We start from the raw sequence: 17,705 nt of genomic DNA, 5'->3' as shown, positions 1-17,705 counted from the left end.
GCGCCGGCTTCTGGTACGCGGGCGAAGTCCAGACATCCGGGCACGCCAGGCGCCCATGCGCCGATCGATCATGCGCTGCAACTGGAGCATGCTCACACCGGGGCCAGCGCTAGACCCTTTGACGCCCAGCGGAAGCCTGTTAGCAGCAGGAAATCAAGATCCTCATGAAGCGGTGCCCACCCAAGGTTCTGCTTCATGCGTTCGGGGTTGGCCACCATTGATACAATATCGCCCTTCCGCCGACCCTTGTGGCTGACCCGGAAGGGATGGCTGGCCAGCTGCCGAGCCCGTTCGGCAATCTGCTTGACGCTATAACCTTTACCGTAGCCGCAATTGAAGCAGACACTAGAGCCACCCCGCAGCAACCGTTCAGCGGAGCGGATGTGGATATCTACCAGATCAGTCACATGTATGAAGTCGCGGATGCAGCTTCCATCAGGCGTGTCGTAATCCGTGCCGAATATCGGCAGCTCCGCTCGTTGGCCGAGCATCGCCTCAATCGCAACGCTGATGAGGTTCCCGGTTCCCAAGCGGGGCCCTGTCCGAAGCTTCGCGTCCGCCCCTGCAACATTGAAATAGCGAAGAACGGTGTAGGTGGCCCCGGCCTTTTCGCACAGATCGTGAAGCAACCATTCCGACGCCAGCTTGCTGCGGCCATAGGGAGAAATTGGTCGAGCAGGCGTGTCCTCAGTCACGAAGTCGACGTCCGGTTCGCCGTAGACGGCTGCCGTTGACGAGAGAACGAAATGCCTGACACCCTTGTCCAAGGATTTAGCGAACAGCTCGCCTGACCGGCGTAAATTGACATCCCAATACAGATCGGGCCTCTCGAACGACTCATCGACGCGAATCTTTGCGGCAAATTGAAAAATGATATCCGGCGAAAAATCCTCTATTGCCATGCCAGCAGTCGTTGAAGCCATGTCGGCCACCAGAAGCTGCGCTTCCCCCGGCAGGTTCTGTCGCAGTCCGGTTGAAAGATCGTCGATGACCAACACCGACCAATGACGCTCTACCAGCGCCCAGACGAGGTGCGAGCCGATGTAGCCAGCGCCACCGGAAACGACGGCCCGCCATGACTGTTCCCGCCTTTCCACAAGGCGGCAGATAGACAGGCACCGAGCGCTTTGCAACCTGGAGCTCATAGTGCCATCGCCGGAGTTGACAGGGTGGTGGAGTTTACCCCTTTGATGATCAGGTTGAGGATCAGCTCTGTAGCGTCCGGCCATGGCACCCCCGCCAGAATTGCCGAAGCCCCTGATAAAACGGGGAATAGCCTAGCGCCGGCTCAAGCGAGCCAGAGCGGTCGCGTCGATCAGCTCGCGTTGGCGCGCGGTTTGCCCGGCCGCTCAAACCCGGGCCCGGGATTCCCCATCTCCCCAACCGGCCCCGGACAGCCGCGGCTTCCCCATGCCTTGCGACAAGCCCGCCCGGGATTCCAAGTGAGCCATAATCCGCGCCGCTGAGGCAATCTTGCTCGGAATACGGTTCGTTCTAGGGGGGGCTGGGGCTGCCGGTGCGCGCGCAGCGCTGTTGCCTGCAGCATGGTTTCCTCATGGGCGATGGACTGGAGCTGCTTCGGCAAATCGGCGCGCGATAGTGGCCAAAGCCGCGTTCCTGAGCCACCAGAGAGGAGGACTGGCCAGATTTCTGGGTTCGTCACTGCTTCGGTCTCCGGTGCGTCTTGAGCGCCCTAGCGGCGCGGGCGGGGCATGGCAACGCGCAGGCGGGTTGTTGCCGGACGAAGCGACCGCGCCGCGGGTTCGCGCACCGGCAGGGCCGGCACCTCAGCGCTGCGAAGGCGAGCAACGATTCGCGCGGCGGCATGGCCGTCGCCGAAGGGGTTGGGAGCGCGGACCATGGCCGCCCAGGCGGCCTCGTCGGCAAGCAGGCGCTCGATTGCGGTCAAGATGGCCCCAGTGGCAGTACCGACGAGCCGTGCACCACCGGCTTTCACGGCTTCGCTGCGCTCAGTCTTCTCCCGCGTAATGAGCACTGGACGGCCAAGGGCGGCAGCTTCCTCGACCACGCCGCCCGAATCGGTCACAACGAGGTGGGCCCGGCGCAGCAGATGGACGAAGGCGAGCGGATCAAGCGGGGCGAGCAGATGGACATGCGGCACCCCGGCCAGCATGGCATGAACGGTTTGCGCGATCGCCGGATTGGGGTGGACGGGAACAGCAATTTCGAGGTCACCGCGACCAGCGGCAAGGCGGAGCGCAGTGCACAGGCGCATCAAGCCGCCACCGAGCGACTCCCGGCGATGGGCAGTGGCTAGGAGGAGCCGGCGGGAGCTTGCCAAAAAGCCGAAGCGGGCATCGAGCGCGCAGCCGAGCACGGGGTCGGAATCGAGCCGGGCGCGCAGCGCATGGAGCGCATCGATGACCGTGTTGCCGGTAACCAGAATGGCGGTCTCGGCGACACCTTCGGCGCGGAGGTGGGCAGCCGCCACGGCAGTCGGCGGGAAATGGAGGGTGGCGAGCCTGGTGACGAGGCGGCGGTTCATCTCCTCGGGCCAGGGGGTGCATGTATCGCCGGTGCGAAGGCCTGCTTCGACATGCGCAACAGGCACGCGCGCGTGGAAGGCAGCAAGCGCGGCAGCTAGGGTGGTCGTGGTGTCCCCCTGGACAAGGACCCAGTCCGGCCGCTCGGCTGCAAGGACGGCACTCACACCGTCAAGGATGGCAGCCGTTGCCTCAGACAAGGTCTGGTCGTGGCGCATGATGGCGAGGTTGTACTGTGGCTTGAGCGCAAAGCAGGTGAGCGCTTGGTCGAGCATCTCACGATGCTGCCCGGTGGCGCAGAGGATGGAGGTGATGCCCGGCGCCGCTTCCAGTGCCCGAACGACCGGGGCAAGCTTGATTGCTTCTGGGCGCGTGCCAAGAACGGTTAGGACACGCATTGTCGCGCGCCCGAAGGGACGGGCTCTCCTTGGGGGGACGGGCAGGCGGTTTCCACCACGGCGTCGGCATCCTCGGCTGCAGCCTGCCCCCGCCGGCAGGCCCCAAGGGGTCCGACGCCCCTTTCCCCCGCCATTTAGCCAAGCGGGAAACTGTGCTCAAGCCGGGATGCGCTAGTCTGCAATGGCAAGAAGGCTCGCATTGCCGCCGGCGGATGTCGTGTCGGTCGAGGTCACACGCTCGGTTGCAAAGCGCAGGAGATAGTGCGGGCCGCCGGCCTTGGGGCCCGTGCCGGAGAGACCTTCGCCGCCGAAGGGCTGGGAGCCGACGACGGCGCCGATCATCGACCGGTTGACATAGAGGTTGCCAACCCGGGCCAGCCGTTCGACATCAGCCGCAGTTGCGGCGATCCGGCTGTGGAGACCCATGGTGAGGCCGTAGCCCGACGCATTGATCCGCCCGACGAGGCCGGGAAGGTCGCTGCCGTCCCAGAGGACGACATGGAGGAGAGGCCCGAACCACTCCTCCTCGAGCGCTTCGACCGACGGCAGGCGGATGAGCGCGGGCGGCACGAAATAGCCAGTGGCTGGCACGGGGAGACGGTGGAAGACGGAATCGCCCATGGCTTCGAGGCGGGCGAGCAGCCGTGCTTGGGCGGCTGCATCGATGACAGGGCCGACATCGGTTGCGGGATCGAGCGGGTCGCCGATGATGAGACAGTCCATCGCGCCGCGGAGCATGGCGAGGATGGGTTCGGCCACATCCTCCTGCAGGATGAGGAGGCGGAGTGCCGAACAACGCTGGCCAGCTGAACGGAAGGCGGATGTGATGACGTCGGTGACGACCTGCTCGGGAAGTGCAGTCGAGTCGACAATCATGGCATTGAGACCGCCAGTTTCGGCAATCAGGGGGACGAGCGGGCGGCCGTCTTCGGCAAGGAGCGCACGCGCGATCCGCCGGGCTGTTGCCGTCGAGCCCGTAAACGCCACTCCGCCGATGCGGGAGTCGGCCACAAGGGCAGCGCCCACGTCACTCCCGCCTGGGACGAGATGGAGAACTTCAGGCGGGATTCCAGCAGCGTGGGCGTGGGCGACGGCGCGTGCAGCGACAAGCGGCGTCTGGGGCGCGGGCTTGGCGATGACGCTGTTGCCAGCAACGAGGGCAGCGACCGTCTGGCCGAGGAATATGGCAAGCGGAAAGTTCCAGGGCGCGATGGTTGCAAACGCGCCGCGGCCGTGGAGGCGGAGCACATTGGCTTCGCCGGTGGGGCCGGGAAGCGGTTTGGGCTCGAAGAGGGTGCGCGCCTGGGCCGCATAGTAGCGGCAGAAATCGACCGCCTCGCGCACTTCGGCGAGAGCATCGGGGAGGGTCTTGCCGGCTTCGGCCTGGAGCAGGGCGAGGAGCGCAGGCCGGTCTGCTTCCAGGCGGTCGGCCAAGCGGTCGAGCGCTTCGGCGCGGGTCTTGAGTGGCGTTCTGTCCCATTCCGGCTGGGCAGCGGCGGCTGCAGCGCAGGCGGCCTTCACATCCGCCGCCGTTGCCTCGATGACTTCGCCCACCCGCCGGGCTGGATCGAAGGGGGCAAGGACCGGCCGGGCGGGGCCATCGGCGGCGGTGCCGCTGATGAGCGGGGCGGCGCGGAAGGATTCTGCAAGCGCTCGTCCGACCGCGGCGACCGTCGCTGACAGGACTTGCGGGTGAGCGAGGTCGAGGCCTTCGGAATTGCGACGTTCGGGCATGAAGAGGTCGGCCGGGAGCGGAATGGCAGGGCTTGTCGCGCCGGTTGCGCGAAGCTTTGCAACCGGGTCAGCGAGAAGGTCAGCTTCGGAGACGGTGCAATCGGCGAGCTGATGGACGAAAGACGAGTTGGCACCATTTTCGAGCAGCCGGCGGACAAGATAGGCAAGCAAGTCGCGATGGCCGCCAACGGGAGCGTAGAGGCGGCACTGATAGCCCTCGTTCTCCACCAGGCGCTCGTAAAGGCCGGCGCCCATGCCATGGAGGCGCTGGAACTCGAAATCCCGGCGCTGCCCGGCCCATTCGACGATGGTGGTAACTGTCAGCGCATTGTGGCTGGCAAAGGCGGGCGTGAGGTTGGGTGCATCGAGGAGGGCCCGGGCGCAGGCGAGGTAGGAGACGTCGGTTGCCGCCTTGCGCGTGAAGACCGGATAGCCAGCAACACCTGCTTCCTGGGCGCGCTTGACTTCGCTGTCCCAGTAGGCGCCCTTGACAAGCCGGACAGTCAAGCGGCGGCCCGTGGCGCTGGCAAGTGCTTGGGCCCAGTCGATGAGCGGGCGAGCGCGCTTGCCATAGGCCTGGATTGCAAGCCCAAGCCCGTCCCAGCCGGAAAGCGACGGCGTGCGGGCGAGTGCCTCGATGATATCGAGCGAGACGAGCAAGCGATCCTGCTCTTCGGCATCGATGGTCAAGGGCACGCCGGCGCTGGCTGCAGCAGTGGCGAGCGCCTCGAGCCGCTCGACGATGGCGGGAACGGCCCTTGCGGCCTGAGCGGTCTCGTAGCGGGGGTGGAGGGCGGAGAGCTTGACCGAGACGCTGTGGCCGCGGCGGTTGGCCTCCCGGCCGACGGCGGCGACGGCCTCGGCATAGGCCACGAAATAGCGCTCGGCATCCGCCATGGTGCGGGCCGCCTCGCCGAGCATGTCGAAGCTTGCGGAAAAGATGCGATAGTCGCGCTGGTCGGCGCGCGCGAGTGCTTCTGTTATGGTGCGGCCCATGACGAACAGGTCGGCCATGAGGCGCATGGCTGCACCGACGGCAGCGCGCACGAAAGGCTCTCCGGCACGCTGCACCAGGCGCCGGAGCACACCGCCCTCGCCCGAGAGCAGGGCGCGGGAGACGACGAGGCCCCAGGTCGCCGAGTTGACGAGGAGCGACGGACTGGCCCCTGCGGCGGATTCCCAGTCGGCAGCGCCGATCTTGTCGCGGACGAGGGCGTCCGCGGTTGCAGCGTCGGGCACGCGCAAGAAGGCCTCAGCAAGAGAGAGGAGCGCCCTGCCCTCCTCGCTGTTGAGCCGGTAGTGCTTGAGAAAGCGATTGACCCAGCCTTCCTGCTCACCAGCGCGGATATCGGCAAGAAGCCCGGCAGCGCGCGCAAGGATGCGCTCGCGCTCTTCCGGCCCGACCTCTGCCGCAGCGAGCAGCGGCGCCAGCACTTCGCTGTCAGGAGCGCGGTGGAGCCGCGCCAGGGCCTCGCGGATATTGCTTTCGGTCATGCTCGCACCAACCTGGATGGGCGAGTTTGGGCCAAGGCGCAATGGAGGGTAAGCGGCCATTCACCCTCTTTTCGCCGCTGTGGCATCTGGCGGCGAGGCGCAAGGGCTGGGAGCCGATGCCGTTATGGGGGCAAGGCAAAACCCGGCTATGCAGGAGAGGCAATCAGCGCTTCGCTTCCCTCGCCCGCGGCCACAAGGGCGCGACCATCAGGCAGAACTCCTCAAAGACGAGCGTGGTGTCGCAGCCCTCGAGCTCGCGCTTACCCTGCCGCTCCTGACGGTACTGCTGCTCGGTGCCGCCGATTTGGCCATCACAGCAGCGCGGGCGCGCCAAGTCGAAGCGCTCACCGAAAGCGCGGCAAAGGCAGTGGTTCGGCTTGCTGGCGATCTGCTGCCACCGCTGCGCGCCCGCAGCCAGATTTCAGGATTAGCGACCAGTGGCCAGCCGGGCGTGCAACAGGGGCCGGGGCTGGCGCCGCTGCCCACGATCCGGATCACAGAACTTGTCGATCTCCCGGCCAATGTCACAGCGGCGGTGCGCGTGTTTCGCGGCTGCCCGGGCGACCAGGGAATCGGCGAGGCAGCAGAGGCGCGATGCCCGGATGGAAGCCCGCCTGCGGCCTTCGCCGAGATCCGCATGCAGGCGCCAGTTGATCGGCTGGTGGACTGGCCATCAGCGCTGCTGCCGCCGAGCGTTGAGGCCAAGAGCCTTGTGCGTCTGGACTGAGTGGACCGGCGCTGCGGCAGTGCAAGCGCGCGGGCTCCTGCGGCGGCTGGCAGCAGACCAGGGCGGGGCAACTGCCGTCGAGTTTGCCCTTGTCGCCCCCCTGCTGTTGGTGCTGCTCCTCGGGAGCATCGAGACAGGCCGCTATATCTGGTTTGCAGCTGCCCTTGATCATGCCGTCAGCGAGGCCGCCCGCTGCGCGGAAGTGATGAAGGGCGCCTGCGCGACACCGGCCGGCCTTGCCGAGAACGTGGGGGCGGGTTTGCAACGCCTTGCTGTTCACGCCCCAGTGGAGCCGGCAGCGCTGGCGACGAGGCGTGCTGCCTGCGGCACCCTCATTCGAGTCGCCCTCCCCTACCCATCGCTGGTGCCAGGGCTCGGGCCAGCGCTTCCGGCCCTCGACGCTTCAGCCTGCATCGGACGGGGCGGATGAGAAGCGATGGGGCACAGCGCGGTGACCTGCGCTGGCTGAGCGCTGATGAGCAAGGCGCCAGCGCCATATTCACGGCTCTTGCGCTTTCTGCCGTGCTCGGCTTTGTCGCACTCGGGCTCAACGCTGCAGGAGGTCTCGCCGCCAAGCGGGATTTGCAGCAGGCCGCCGACCGGGGTGCCGACGCCGGCGCGCGGGCGCTGCGCAGCGGAGTGGCAGCTGCACCAGTCGCGCGGGCGCTTGCCAAGGACAATCTCAACGACACGGAGGCAATGGTCAGCGTCGAGTGGCCGCCAGCCGCCGGCCGCTGCGCTGGTGACCCGCTCGCAATTGCCGTTGAGATCAGCCGGCCGCGAACCGTGCGGCTTGGCGGGCTCCTCGGTGCCGACGTGAGCGTTGTGCGGGCGCGCGCAGTCGGCGCTGTCATCCAGGTTGCGCCAGGATGCCTGCTCGCACTCGATCCAGCGCCTGGCAGCATTCGCGAGAGCGGGAGCGGGCGGCTCCTGCTCGATGGCTGCGAGGCCTTTGCAGCCGGGCCGCTGACGCCCGCCGCCCGGCTGCCGCAGGTCAACCCCTACAGCGTGCCGGCAGCCTCCACGATGGCGTGCGTGGCAGGCACGCTCACGGTCTCGGGCGTGCTGGTGGTCCGAAACGGTGCCGAGCCGCAGCCGCGCTGCGGCGGAGTTCGAGTCGCCCCAGGTGGGCGGCTCCGGGTGGAGGGGATAGCCTGGCGGCTTGCCGGGCCCTTGCATGTGGAGGCAGGCGGCCGGCTCGAGACTTGGGGGGCAACCTTGTGGACAGGCCCGCATCCCGTCGAGTTCGCAGCCGGCGCACAAGTCGAACTGCAGCCGCCGATGGCGGGAAGCATGGCTGGCGTGGCGCTGCTCGGAGCTTCGACCGGGCCTCCTGCAACCAGCCGGCTTGTGGCGGGAAGCGGGCAGAAGCTGACGGGGGCCATCTTGCTTCCGACCCAGACCGTCGAGCTTGCCGGCAACGCTGCCGCCTGCACCCAGGTGGTGGCAGGGCGCATCCTCGTCTCCGGAATCACCCGGCTTGGCCACGCTTGCGCCGGGGTCGGAGTCAAAACCCTCATGGACCAGCGGGTCGCCCTGGTGGAATAGATCAGCGGCTGAGCAGCTGGGCAATCACAGGGCCCACCAGCACGATGAAGAGCGGCGGCAGGATGAAGAAGATCATCGGCACTGTCAGCACTGCGGGCAGGCGCGCGGCGCGCTCCTCGACTCGGAGCAGGGCGGCGGTGCGGGCCTCGGCGGCAAGGGTGCGGAGCGCTTGAGCGAGCGGAGTTCCGAACCGCTCGGTCTGGTGCAGCATGGAAACAAGCGCGCGGATGCCCTCGATTCCGGTGCGGGCTTCCAGATTGGCGAAGGCATCGGCCCGGTCGGGGAGGAAGCGAAGTTCGACTGCCGCCAGCTGCAGCTCGGCGGCGAGCACGGGGTGGGCGCGCCCGAGTTCGCCGGCAACCCGGGCGATCGCGGCATCGACCGAAAGCCCAGACTCTACGCAGATGACGAGGAGATCAAGCGCGTCGGGGAAGCCGCGCTCTATCGCCTGGCGCCGGCGCTGGCGGCGGTTGGCAAGAAAGAGGGGGGGCGCTGCAAGGCCGAGCCCAGCGCCGGCGAGGGCGGCAGCGGTCGGGGCGAGACCGGTGTGCGGGCCGGCGGCAAGGCCCAGCAGCGCGCCGGCAAGGGGTGCGAGGAGGCGCGTGGCGAGGTAGAGGCTGACAGCCTCGCGCGCGCGGAAGCCGGCGAGCGCAAGCGTGCGGGCAAGCGCGCGCCGTTCGGTCGCCCGCACAAGCGAAAGGCGGGCGATGGCCCAGTCGATCCAGGCGAGGAGCTGGGCGCCGCGAGCGCGAGGCGTCTGTGGCGAATCGGCATGGGCTCCAAGCGCCCGGGCCCGGCGCTCAAGGCCTGCGGGATGGAGCAGCAGGCCAGCGGCAAGCGCAGTGGCAAAGACGAGAGCTCCCACAGCAAGGGCTGCGAGCTGGACCTCGGGCGAGACAGCGAGCGCCGGAAGCTCTCGCTGCATCATGGAGCAGCCGTTTCGCGGCGGACGAGGTGGGACATGATAGCCCCGCCAAGGCCAAGGGCGCCCACGGCTGTCGCCAGGAGCAGCCGGCCGGGATCGGTCACGAGCAGTGGCGTCAGATAGTCAGGGGCAAGGAAAGCAAGCCCCACGGCCATGAGAAGCGGCAGCGCGCCGATGATGAGAGCACTCGCTCGTGCCTCGGAGGTCAGGGCGCGGACCTTGAGGCGAAGTGCAAGCCGCTTTCTCACCGTTGTTTCCAGAGCTGCGAGCGTCTCTGCAAGGTTGCCGCCAGTCTCGCGCTGGACGGCAACCGCCACGCACAGGAAGTTGAACTCGGCAAGCCGGACGGTTGCAGCGATATCCCACAAGGCCTGCTCAAGCGGCCGGCCAAGGCGGATCTGGCGGTCGGCGGCAGCGAACAGCGGACCGGCTGGCGCCGCCATCTCGCTGCCCGCCTCGGCCACGGCCTCGGCGACCGGAATGCCGGCGCGAACGCAGCGGACCATGAGGCCGATCGTGTCAGGAAGCTGGGCTTCGAAGGCGCGCGCCATGGCAGCCTCCTGGCGCCAGCGGTGCCAGCGAAAGCCGCCGGCAGCGAAAAACAATGCCAGCGCAACGGTGGCCGGTGCAGCGAGGCCGACACGGGCGAGGAGGAAAGCGAAGGCGAAGACCACAAGGGCGAAGAGAACAAGACGCAGGCGCGGTGGCATGCGCTCACCAGGTGCAAGAAGGCCGCAGAGCGCTGCAACGCGAAAGACAAGGCGAGTCTCATCCACGGTCTCACGCTCCAGCCGTGCCTGCCGAGTGGGGCCGGGCTTGCCGTGTTGGGCGCAAGCGCGGCGAGCGCGCGCCACCAACCCAGCTCGGGCAAGGCCTTGCTGCACTGCCGCCATGGCAGCCACAACAGCTGCCGTCAGCAAAAGTGCGACAAGGAGCGAAAGGGCCGGGAGCGGAAGCGCCGTCATCCAACCGCTTCCGCAAGAAGTCTGCCGAGGCCGGCATGTTCGGCGCGCGCGGCGAAATGGGGCCTGAGACCGGTTGCGGCAAATGTGCCGTGTACTTGCGTTGGGTCTGCGCCGGGCGGCCTTGCCTCCTCGCGGAAGTGGAAGAGCTCCTGGAGGGTGATCACATCGCCTTCGATTCCCGTCACTTCGGTGATGCTGGTGACGCGGCGGACTCCGTCTTTCATGCGGGCGACCTGGACGATGAGGTTGACTGCGGAGGCGATCTGGGTGCGCACGGCCGTCGTTGAGAGCTGGAAGCCGGCCATGGCGACCATGTTCTCAAGCCTGGTCAGCGCCTCGCGCGGCCGGTTGGCGTGGATGGTGCCAAGCGAGCCATCGTGGCCAGTGTTCATCGCCTGCAGCATGTCGATCGCTTCGGCACCGCGGATCTCGCCGACGATGATTCGGTCCGGTCGCATCCGAAGCGCGTTCCTGACCAGATCGCGGATGGTGATTTCGCCGCGGCCTTCAAGGTTGGCCGGCCGAGTCTCGAGCCGGACGACGTGCGGCTGCTGGAGCTGGAGTTCGGCTGCATCTTCGATGGTGACGATCCGCTCGTCGGCCGAAATCATCTGCGAAAGCGCATTGAGAAGTGTTGTCTTGCCAGAGCCAGTGCCCCCTGAAACCAGGATGTTGAGACGCACCCGGGCGGCAATCCTCAGCAAATTCGCCATCTGTTGGCTCATGTTGCCTTGCTGGACCATGCGGTCGAGATCGATGCTGCGACGGCCGAACTTGCGGATCGAAATCGCCGGGCCATCGATGGCGAGCGGCGGGATGATGATATTGACGCGACTGCCATCGGGAAGGCGGGCATCGACGAGCGGGCTTGACTCGTCCACCCGCCGGCCGACGGCCGTGACGATGCGCGCGATGATGGCCATCATGTGGGCCTGATCGCGGAAGCGGGCGCCAGTCTTCTCAAGCCGGCCGTGCCGCTCGACCCAGATGGACTTGGGCCCATTGGCCATGATGTCGTTGACGCTGTCGTCGGCAAGAAAGGGCTGGAGCGGGCCGAGGCCAAGCATGTCATCGATGAGGAGGTTGACGAGCGCACGCTGCTCCTCCCGGTTGAGCACCAGGCTCTGCTCGGCGAGGATGGGCCCGATGAGATCATGGAGGCGGCGGCCGAGCTCACCGCGGTTCATGGCGGCAGCCGCTGCAGGGTCGATCCGGTCGAGCACAGAGTCGAGGACGAGGCGGTGGGCGCGCTCGGCAGCGGTTTCCGCTTCATCCCCAGTTGCGGCCGATGCTTGGACCATGCGCTGGCCCGAGCCGATGAGGCCGGTTAGGAAATGGGTGACGAGTTCGCGCCGGTCGCGTGCGTCGACCATCACGCCTTCAGCAGCTAGGGCCAAGTCAATGGTGGCACCAATGGCCGCTGCCAGCTCCCCGCGCGGCCGCTGGCCATCGGTTGCCGGGTCAAAACCGCGGGCGATCGCCGGCTGGACCATCAGCCGGGCCCGGGCCTGGTCGATGAGCGTCACTTCGCGGCGGAGCGCAGCGGGACGCAAGCTACGCACCGACGATGCGGGCTGGGCGGCGCCAGCAGCGGCTGGCCTGCGACCGAACCCGGCCATCAGGCGGGAACCCGGCCAAGGAGCCGTGCCAGCCGGCGCTGCCAGCGGCCAAGGCCGGGTGATGTCGGCAACGCTGACTCTGGCTGAAGAGCGCTGGCCAGCTTCGCCAGCGCCCGGGCAAGCGCAGGCGAGGCGGTAGCAGCAAGCGTGGTTGCGCCTTCGGCGGCAGCGCGGGCTGCGGCCGGATCTTCGGGAAGGAGGACATCGATCGGCATCCCGAGGGCGGACCCGAAATCGGGCCAGTCGAGCTCGGCGCCTTGGGCGCCGGCCCGGTTGCCAACGAGCAGTGGCCGCTGCCCGGCGCGAAGGCCTGTCGCCAGCTGGACGAGACGCCGGGTATCGCGCAGGCCGGCAAGTGTTGGTGGCGTGATGATGGCAAGCCGGTCGGCTGTGCGCAGCACGGCGCGCCGGCTGCGATCAAGCCAGCGGGGCAGATCGGCAATGACGATGTCTGCATCCGCGCCAGCCGCAGCAAGCAGCGCAAGGACGGCATCCGGCTCGATCGCAAGCCCGGCCTCGATCGGCGCGTCTGCTGCAATGAGCCGGAAGCCGGCCCGGTGGGGGCGCATGGCTTGCGTCACAACCAGCGGGTCGAGCCGGTCGGGCGACTCAAGGAGGCCCAAGATGGCCGGCGAGGGTTCGAGATCAAGGTCGAGTGCGAGGCTGCCGCCCTGGAAGTCGAGATCGACGAGGACGGTCGAAAGGCCTTCGGCGGCCATCCGTGCAGCGAGTGCGGCAGCAAGCACCGAAGTGCCAGCCCCGCCGCGACTGCCCACGAGCGCGACAACAAAGGCCTGGCGTTTGGGCACGACCTCAGTGACGGGCGCGGCCGCGCTGGTCTCGAGTGCGAAGTCGATGGCAGCAGCAAGCTCGCGATACTCGACTGGCTTCAGGAGATAGTCGGCAACGCCAAGGCTGCGCAGGCCACGGTAGAGGCCGACATCGTTCCGCGTGCCGATCGCGATGACCTTCGTGTCGGGGTCGCAAAGGTCGGCAAGGGCATCGATTTCGGGAAGTGGTGCCTTGGCCGAGGACAAGTCGACAACGAGGACGCCGGGGGCGCTGCCATCTGCAAGGCGCGCGTGCGCGGCTTCAAGACCCCCATCGAGGACTTCAGGCGAAGCCCAGCCACGGGCAGCAGCAGCCATGGCGATGGCGCGGCGGCTGTCGGCATCGGTGGCAAAACCGAGGAACGTCCCGCCCGCCGGGCGCGGCACGGGAAATTGGGCGTGGGCCGTCATCGCGGCGCCTGCGCTTCAAGCGCAGAGCTGGTCGGCGCTGGCGGCGGGGCTGGTGCATCACCCCTGCGCAGCCGCTCGACAGGGTGGATGGCGAGATCGCCGATAGGAGGCGCAAGCGGGGCCGGCGCGCGAAGATGCGCTGGATCCGCGAGCATGGCTTCCAAATTCAGGGCATTGGCACAGCCAAAGGGAAGCGCCTTGCCGGACAGGGCGGCCTCGCGCGTGCAGCCGGGAAGGCCAGCTGCCCCTGGCGGAGTTGCATTGCCTGAGACAGAGACACTGCCCTTGCGAGGGAACAGCCGGCCGCTGCGGGCGTCGCCAGCTGAGGTTGCTGCGAACAAAAGCAGGACGGCAAGCAGCCAAGGGGTGCGGATACTCATTGGAGGCGCGTTTCCGTTGCTGGCCCGACCAGCTCTGCGGGCGCTGCGGGCTGGACCAGATAGGGGGTGACGATGACGACGAGCTCGGTCTCGTCTTGCTCGAACTTGCGCGAGCGCAGCAGCTGGCCGATGACGGGCACAGACCCAAGCCCGGCAAACTTCCGCAGCTCGAAGGTGTCAGAGCGCTGGATCAGCCCAGCAATGGCAAAGCTTTGCCCCGAGGCGAGATCAACTGCTGTCTCCACGCGCCTGACGGTGAGCGAGGGGATGCGGACGCCTCCGAACTGGAGGGCACCAGCGTCCGAGAGCTGGCTCACCTCCGGCTGGACAGCAAGATGGATCCGGCCGCCATCAGTGATGGTGGCAACAAAGGTGAGGCTGACGCCAAAGCGCTTGTAGGCGATGGTGGTCACATTGCCTTCCTGGGGGACGGGGATGGGATATTCGCCGCCAGCAAGGAAGGAGGCGGGAACCCCCGAACGCGCAGTCAAGTTGGGCTCGGCGAGAACGGTAACAAGGCCCTCTCGGTCGAGCACGTCCACAAGGCCAGTCACATCGACATTGCGGCCGCTGAAGCTGCCAAAGAGGCTGTCGGTGCCACCGTTCCTGGTGAGAATCCCGCTCGGAGCCCGGATGGGGTTGCCGGTTGCGATACCGAAAGTCACGTCGCCAACGCTGCCAACAGCATCCCAATTGAAGCCGAGCGCGCGCTTGATGTCGCGTGCGACCTCGATCACTCGGACCCGGAGGTTGATCTGGGTGGGAGTTGCAATCGCGAGCTTGTTGATGATGCGGCTGCGATCGCCGCCGGGGACGAAGCGCGCTGCAATGCGGACGGCATCCTCGCCCTGGGCTGCAGTTTCAACCTGCCCGCCAAGAACCAGGGCATCGTTGGCGGACAAGAGCTCGAACCGGCCGCTGGGGATTGCCCGGTTGAGGGCAGCCAGTAGCACGGGCTCGTCGAACCGGACTTCAACCGTCAGAGCAGCGACAGGACGCTCAGAGCGGTCAAGAGCGAACAGGCTGGTTTCGCCAGGGGCACGGCCGAAGAGGTAGAGAAGGGTGGGCGAGCGGACCTCGACATCGGCGACAGCGGGGTCGGCGATGAAGACGCTGGCCGCCGGCCGCTCGAGGCGGAGCAAGCGGCCCTTGCCAATCTCGACGGCAACACGGCCAGGTGCCGCCTCGGGAACGACCGCCCTGGCGGGTAGCGCAAGGCACAGGAGGAGGGCGAGACGGAGCAGGATCATGACCCGGTCTCCGGCAGCGGGGCTTCGCTGCGGACTGAAGAGCCACGCACGACTTCAACGCCCTGCACGACTTCCACCCCGCGCATAACGGAACGTCCGCCCGGTGCAGCAGAGGAGGGAGGGGAGGAAGCGATGGGGGCCGAGGGCGGGGCGACGGGCCTCAGGGCAGAAAGCTGAGGATCAGCGGTTGCAGCGGCCGCTGCGGTCGCCGCCTCCGCTGGCGCGAGCGCCGTCTCGGGAAGGCCGAGTGCCTCGCTGTCCCAGGCAGGCGGGCGCTTCCGGAGCACCTCGCCGGGCATCGCCTCATCAGGCCGGCGCAGCGCCAGTGTCACTCGTCCGAGGGTTTCAAGAAGCGCGATTTCCTCGGCCTGGCGGGGGGTGGCCTCAAGCGTCACGGTCGCCGGGACAAGGGCTTTCGCGCCTGCTGCGGACGCCGGCTCGAGCCGCTGGTCAAGGCCGAGGACGCGCACGGCCGTGGCAACGGTTGCGGTCACGGTCCGCCCGCTCGGCAGTGTCCGGGTAAGGAGGAGGTCGACTCGGTCCCCAGGGGCAATCAAGCCTGCGACTGCGCTCGCAGCCGAGACGGGGATGGCGATGGCCCGCATGCCCGGCGCGAGCAGCGCAGCAAGGCCGTCTGTCGCGCGGACGGCGACATGGCCTTCAAGAAGCGGCGCGCCGGCCGGGACGGGGGCCAGAAGGAGCGCGCCTTCGACTGCGGCAAGGCGTGGGTCGCCAGGTCGGAACTGGTCAGCTCGGACGGCTGCGGCTGGCCAGTCGGCAGGCGCAAGAAGGCCGGCCGAAAGCCGAGTCCCTGGCAGCAGATCGCGCGTTGCAACAAGGATCTGCCGGACGCGGGGGGCAGGGGCGGCAGCAGGCGCCTGGGCAGCGAGGCGGGCTTCAAGCCAGCGCGCGGAAAGGAGGGTAGCAAGCACGGCCAACAGGAGTGCAGCAAGCCCGAGGAGCCCAGCGCGGACCAGGCGGGGCGGAATGATGCGGGCAAGCGCCAATTGGCGCAGCCGCCCCGCCGCAAGCGGGCGAAGGCCAGCGCGAGGAATAGGAGCGCGAGGCTCGGCGCCAGCTTCGGGACGAAGGGCACGGGGCATCTCCACCGTTCAGGCCTCCAGGTAGCCGAGGCGAGACAGGATGACCGCGAGGCTGCCGGCTGCGATGGCAACCCCAAGCGGCACGCTCGGCCTTGCCCGCCCCGCTGCTTGCCGCCCAAGGCCGGCTGGAACATGGACTGCGAGCAGAAGAAGGGGCACCAGCAGCAGCGTGACCAGCGCCTGCACGAGGAGCTGGAGCGCAAGCCCATCCGGCCCGGCCCAGAGCCCGACGGCGGCCAGCAGCTTTACGTCCCCGCCTCCGATCAGCCCAGCGCGGAACGGGACGAGGCCGGCAAGGAAGAGGAGGGCAGCAATGGCGAAATGGGTAAGGGCCGTGGCCGGTGCGAGGCTTGCGACAAGCGGGATGGCGCCGAGCGCCACACCGAGGACGGCGCGGTTAGCGATCCGTCTGGACAGCAGGTCGGTGCCCGCAACCGTGATGAGTGCGGATGCCGCCAGGGCCGCTCCTGCTGCGATGACCAGTCCGAGAGCGGGCGCAAGGTCGCTTGCGGCAGCGAACGGATCTGGCACGATCGATCTCCCGTAAACGAGGACCTCGCTTGACTAGCTGCCGCGCTGCCGACCGCCGGCCGGCGGCAGCCCAGGTCCGGCCATGCCGGGCAAGTTGGCGGCAGGGCCTGGCAGCCCGGTGCCAGCAGCAGGGCGCACCGGGGCGGGCAGAGGAGCCACGGTGGCAGCACCCGGCGCCAATGCCGCGCCGCCCGCGCTGGCTACTTTCCCGATGCCGCCTTCGACAGCTCGGTGTTCACCTTGCCGAACACATTGCCGAGGTTGGTGCGGATCGACGGCAGCGTGGCCACGATCGCAAGCGCCACGAAGGCGGCAATGAGCCCATATTCGATTGCGGTCGCACCAGACCGTTCGGCCGCCAGGCGGGTCAGCAGGGACTTCATCCTTCACTCCTCTCGGGCACGACGGGGACCAACGGTCGCCCCGGCGGATGGGTGAACGGCAGGTGCCGGAAATGGTTTACCGGAAGCTCTGGAAGATGGCGGAAAAGTCGAGCTCGGCGTTGCCAGCCTCGGCAAAGGCGGCATAGAGTTCAGCTGCTCGGGCCCCCATGGGGGTGTGGGCGCCAGTTGCAGCAGCGGCGTCCATGGCGAGCCGGAGGTCCTTCAGCATGAGCGCGGTCGCAAAGCCGCCGGCGTAGCCGCGATCGGCCGGACTTTCCGGCCCGACGCCCGGAACCGGGCAGTAGCTCGTCATCGACCAGCACTGGCCCGAGGAGACCGAGGCGATATCGTAGAAGCGCTGCGGGTCGAGGCCCAGCTTTTCCGCAAGCGCGAAGGCTTCGGCGGTTGCCACCATCGAGGCGCCGAGCAGCATGTTGTTGCAGATCTTGGCAGCCTGCCCTGCACCGGGCGCGCCAGCGTGGATGACCGCCTTGCCCATGGCGGCAAGCACGGGTTCAGCGCGGGCGAAGGCGGCTTCCGGTCCGCCGACCATGAAGGTGAGCGTGCCGGCGGCCGCCGCGGCGATCCCGCCTGAGACGGGTGCGTCAACCGCCTGGAGGCCGCGCGCGGCGGCGTCCTCGCCCAAGCTGCGCGCGGTTGCGACATCGATGGTGGAGCAGTCGATGAGGAGGGTGCCGGGTGCCGCGGCCGGAAACAGCGCCTCGCGCCAGACCTCGGCGACATGGCTGCCGGCGGGCAGCATCGTCACCACCGCGTCGGCGTCAGCCGCGGCTTCCGCCGCCGAGCCGGCGACCGCGCAGCCGGCCGCCTCGGCCCGTGCGCAGGCCTCGGCAGAAAGGTCGAACGCGGCAACCGCGTGGCCCCTGGCGGCGAGGTTGGCGG

16 protein-coding genes and 1 pseudogene are annotated in these 17,705 nt (G+C 68.0%); 3 read left to right on the top strand and 14 right to left on the bottom strand.

What is annotated here, in order from left to right:
• Nucleotides 1–92 precede the first annotated feature (92 nt).
• From galE to putA, 4 genes and pseudogenes are all read right to left on the bottom strand, one after another.
• The gene (gene galE / locus ACWIQA_RS00905) at nt 93–1,229 is read right to left on the bottom strand and encodes a UDP-glucose 4-epimerase GalE (protein ID WP_448581187.1); all 1,137 of its coding nucleotides are present in this window, start codon (nt 1,227–1,229) and stop codon (nt 93–95) included.
• 293 nt (nt 1,230–1,522) lie between these two features.
• Nucleotides 1,523–1,663, bottom strand: a pseudogene (locus tag ACWIQA_RS00900) (sugar phosphate nucleotidyltransferase); the annotation flags it as partial.
• A 30-nt stretch (nt 1,664–1,693) separates the two neighbouring features.
• Nucleotides 1,694–2,902 carry a non-hydrolyzing UDP-N-acetylglucosamine 2-epimerase gene (gene wecB / locus ACWIQA_RS00895; RefSeq protein ID WP_448581186.1) on the bottom strand — a complete coding sequence of 403 codons (1,209 nt, stop codon included), beginning with the start codon at nt 2,900–2,902 and terminating at the stop codon, nt 1,694–1,696.
• A 171-nt stretch (nt 2,903–3,073) separates the two neighbouring features.
• The gene (gene putA, locus ACWIQA_RS00890; protein ID WP_448581185.1) at nt 3,074–6,130 is read right to left on the bottom strand and encodes a bifunctional proline dehydrogenase/L-glutamate gamma-semialdehyde dehydrogenase PutA; all 3,057 of its coding nucleotides are present in this window, start codon (nt 6,128–6,130) and stop codon (nt 3,074–3,076) included.
• Between the two features lie 148 nt (nt 6,131–6,278).
• On the opposite strand from putA, the gene ACWIQA_RS00885 reads away from it, so the two are divergent.
• Genes ACWIQA_RS00885 through ACWIQA_RS00875 form a run of 3 tightly spaced genes read left to right on the top strand, consistent with a single transcriptional unit; the run spans nt 6,279 to nt 8,405 of the window.
• On the top strand, nt 6,279–6,857 hold the full coding sequence (locus tag ACWIQA_RS00885) for a TadE/TadG family type IV pilus assembly protein (protein WP_448581184.1): 579 nt from the start codon (nt 6,279–6,281) through the stop codon (nt 6,855–6,857).
• Nucleotides 6,841–7,287, top strand: coding sequence for a TadE/TadG family type IV pilus assembly protein (locus ACWIQA_RS00880; protein ID WP_448581183.1), 447 nt, complete (start codon nt 6,841–6,843; stop codon nt 7,285–7,287). Before ACWIQA_RS00885 ends, ACWIQA_RS00880 begins: the two co-directional genes overlap by 17 nt.
• Complete coding sequence (locus tag ACWIQA_RS00875) at nt 7,284–8,405, top strand: hypothetical protein (protein WP_448581182.1); 1,122 nt, start codon at nt 7,284–7,286, stop codon at nt 8,403–8,405. Before ACWIQA_RS00880 ends, ACWIQA_RS00875 begins: the two co-directional genes overlap by 4 nt.
• Nucleotide 8,406: 1 nt before the next feature.
• On the opposite strand, the gene ACWIQA_RS00870 is transcribed toward ACWIQA_RS00875, so the two are convergent.
• From ACWIQA_RS00870 to mmsB, 10 genes are all read right to left on the bottom strand, one after another.
• The gene (locus ACWIQA_RS00870; protein ID WP_448581181.1) at nt 8,407–9,333 is read right to left on the bottom strand and encodes a type II secretion system F family protein; all 927 of its coding nucleotides are present in this window, start codon (nt 9,331–9,333) and stop codon (nt 8,407–8,409) included.
• Entirely contained in the window at nt 9,330–10,295 is a 966-nt protein-coding gene (locus ACWIQA_RS00865; RefSeq protein ID WP_448581180.1) for a type II secretion system F family protein, read from the bottom strand. Before ACWIQA_RS00865 ends, ACWIQA_RS00870 begins: the two co-directional genes overlap by 4 nt.
• Complete coding sequence (locus tag ACWIQA_RS00860; RefSeq protein WP_448581179.1) at nt 10,292–11,857, bottom strand: CpaF family protein; 1,566 nt, start codon at nt 11,855–11,857, stop codon at nt 10,292–10,294. The genes ACWIQA_RS00865 and ACWIQA_RS00860 overlap by 4 nt, the downstream gene beginning before the upstream one ends.
• Before the next feature lie 56 nt (nt 11,858–11,913).
• Nucleotides 11,914–13,155, bottom strand: coding sequence for a hypothetical protein (locus ACWIQA_RS00855; RefSeq protein ID WP_448581178.1), 1,242 nt, complete (start codon nt 13,153–13,155; stop codon nt 11,914–11,916).
• Nucleotides 13,152–13,535: a hypothetical protein gene (locus ACWIQA_RS00850; RefSeq protein WP_448581177.1), complete on the bottom strand. Its 384-nt coding sequence runs from the start codon at nt 13,533–13,535 to the stop codon at nt 13,152–13,154. Before ACWIQA_RS00850 ends, ACWIQA_RS00855 begins: the two co-directional genes overlap by 4 nt.
• Nucleotides 13,532–14,785, bottom strand: coding sequence for a type II and III secretion system protein family protein (locus tag ACWIQA_RS00845; protein WP_448581176.1), 1,254 nt, complete (start codon nt 14,783–14,785; stop codon nt 13,532–13,534). Before ACWIQA_RS00845 ends, ACWIQA_RS00850 begins: the two co-directional genes overlap by 4 nt.
• Nucleotides 14,782–15,888, bottom strand: coding sequence for a Flp pilus assembly protein CpaB (gene cpaB / locus ACWIQA_RS00840; protein ID WP_448581175.1), 1,107 nt, complete (start codon nt 15,886–15,888; stop codon nt 14,782–14,784). The genes ACWIQA_RS00845 and cpaB overlap by 4 nt, the downstream gene beginning before the upstream one ends.
• 9 nt (nt 15,889–15,897) lie before the next feature.
• Entirely contained in the window at nt 15,898–16,419 is a 522-nt protein-coding gene (locus ACWIQA_RS00835; protein WP_448581174.1) for a prepilin peptidase, read from the bottom strand.
• Between the two features lie 200 nt (nt 16,420–16,619).
• Nucleotides 16,620–16,802, bottom strand: a complete 183-nt coding sequence (locus ACWIQA_RS00830; protein ID WP_448581173.1) for a Flp family type IVb pilin — start codon at nt 16,800–16,802, stop codon at nt 16,620–16,622.
• 76 nt (nt 16,803–16,878) lie between these two features.
• A partial coding sequence (gene mmsB / locus ACWIQA_RS00825; protein WP_448581172.1) for a 3-hydroxyisobutyrate dehydrogenase occupies nt 16,879–17,705 on the bottom strand: 827 nt, incomplete at its 5' end.

Source organism: Thermaurantiacus sp. (genome assembly GCF_053487655.1).
Note: the sequence above shows the minus strand (reverse complement) of the source record. Positions and strands in the feature narration are given on the sequence as shown.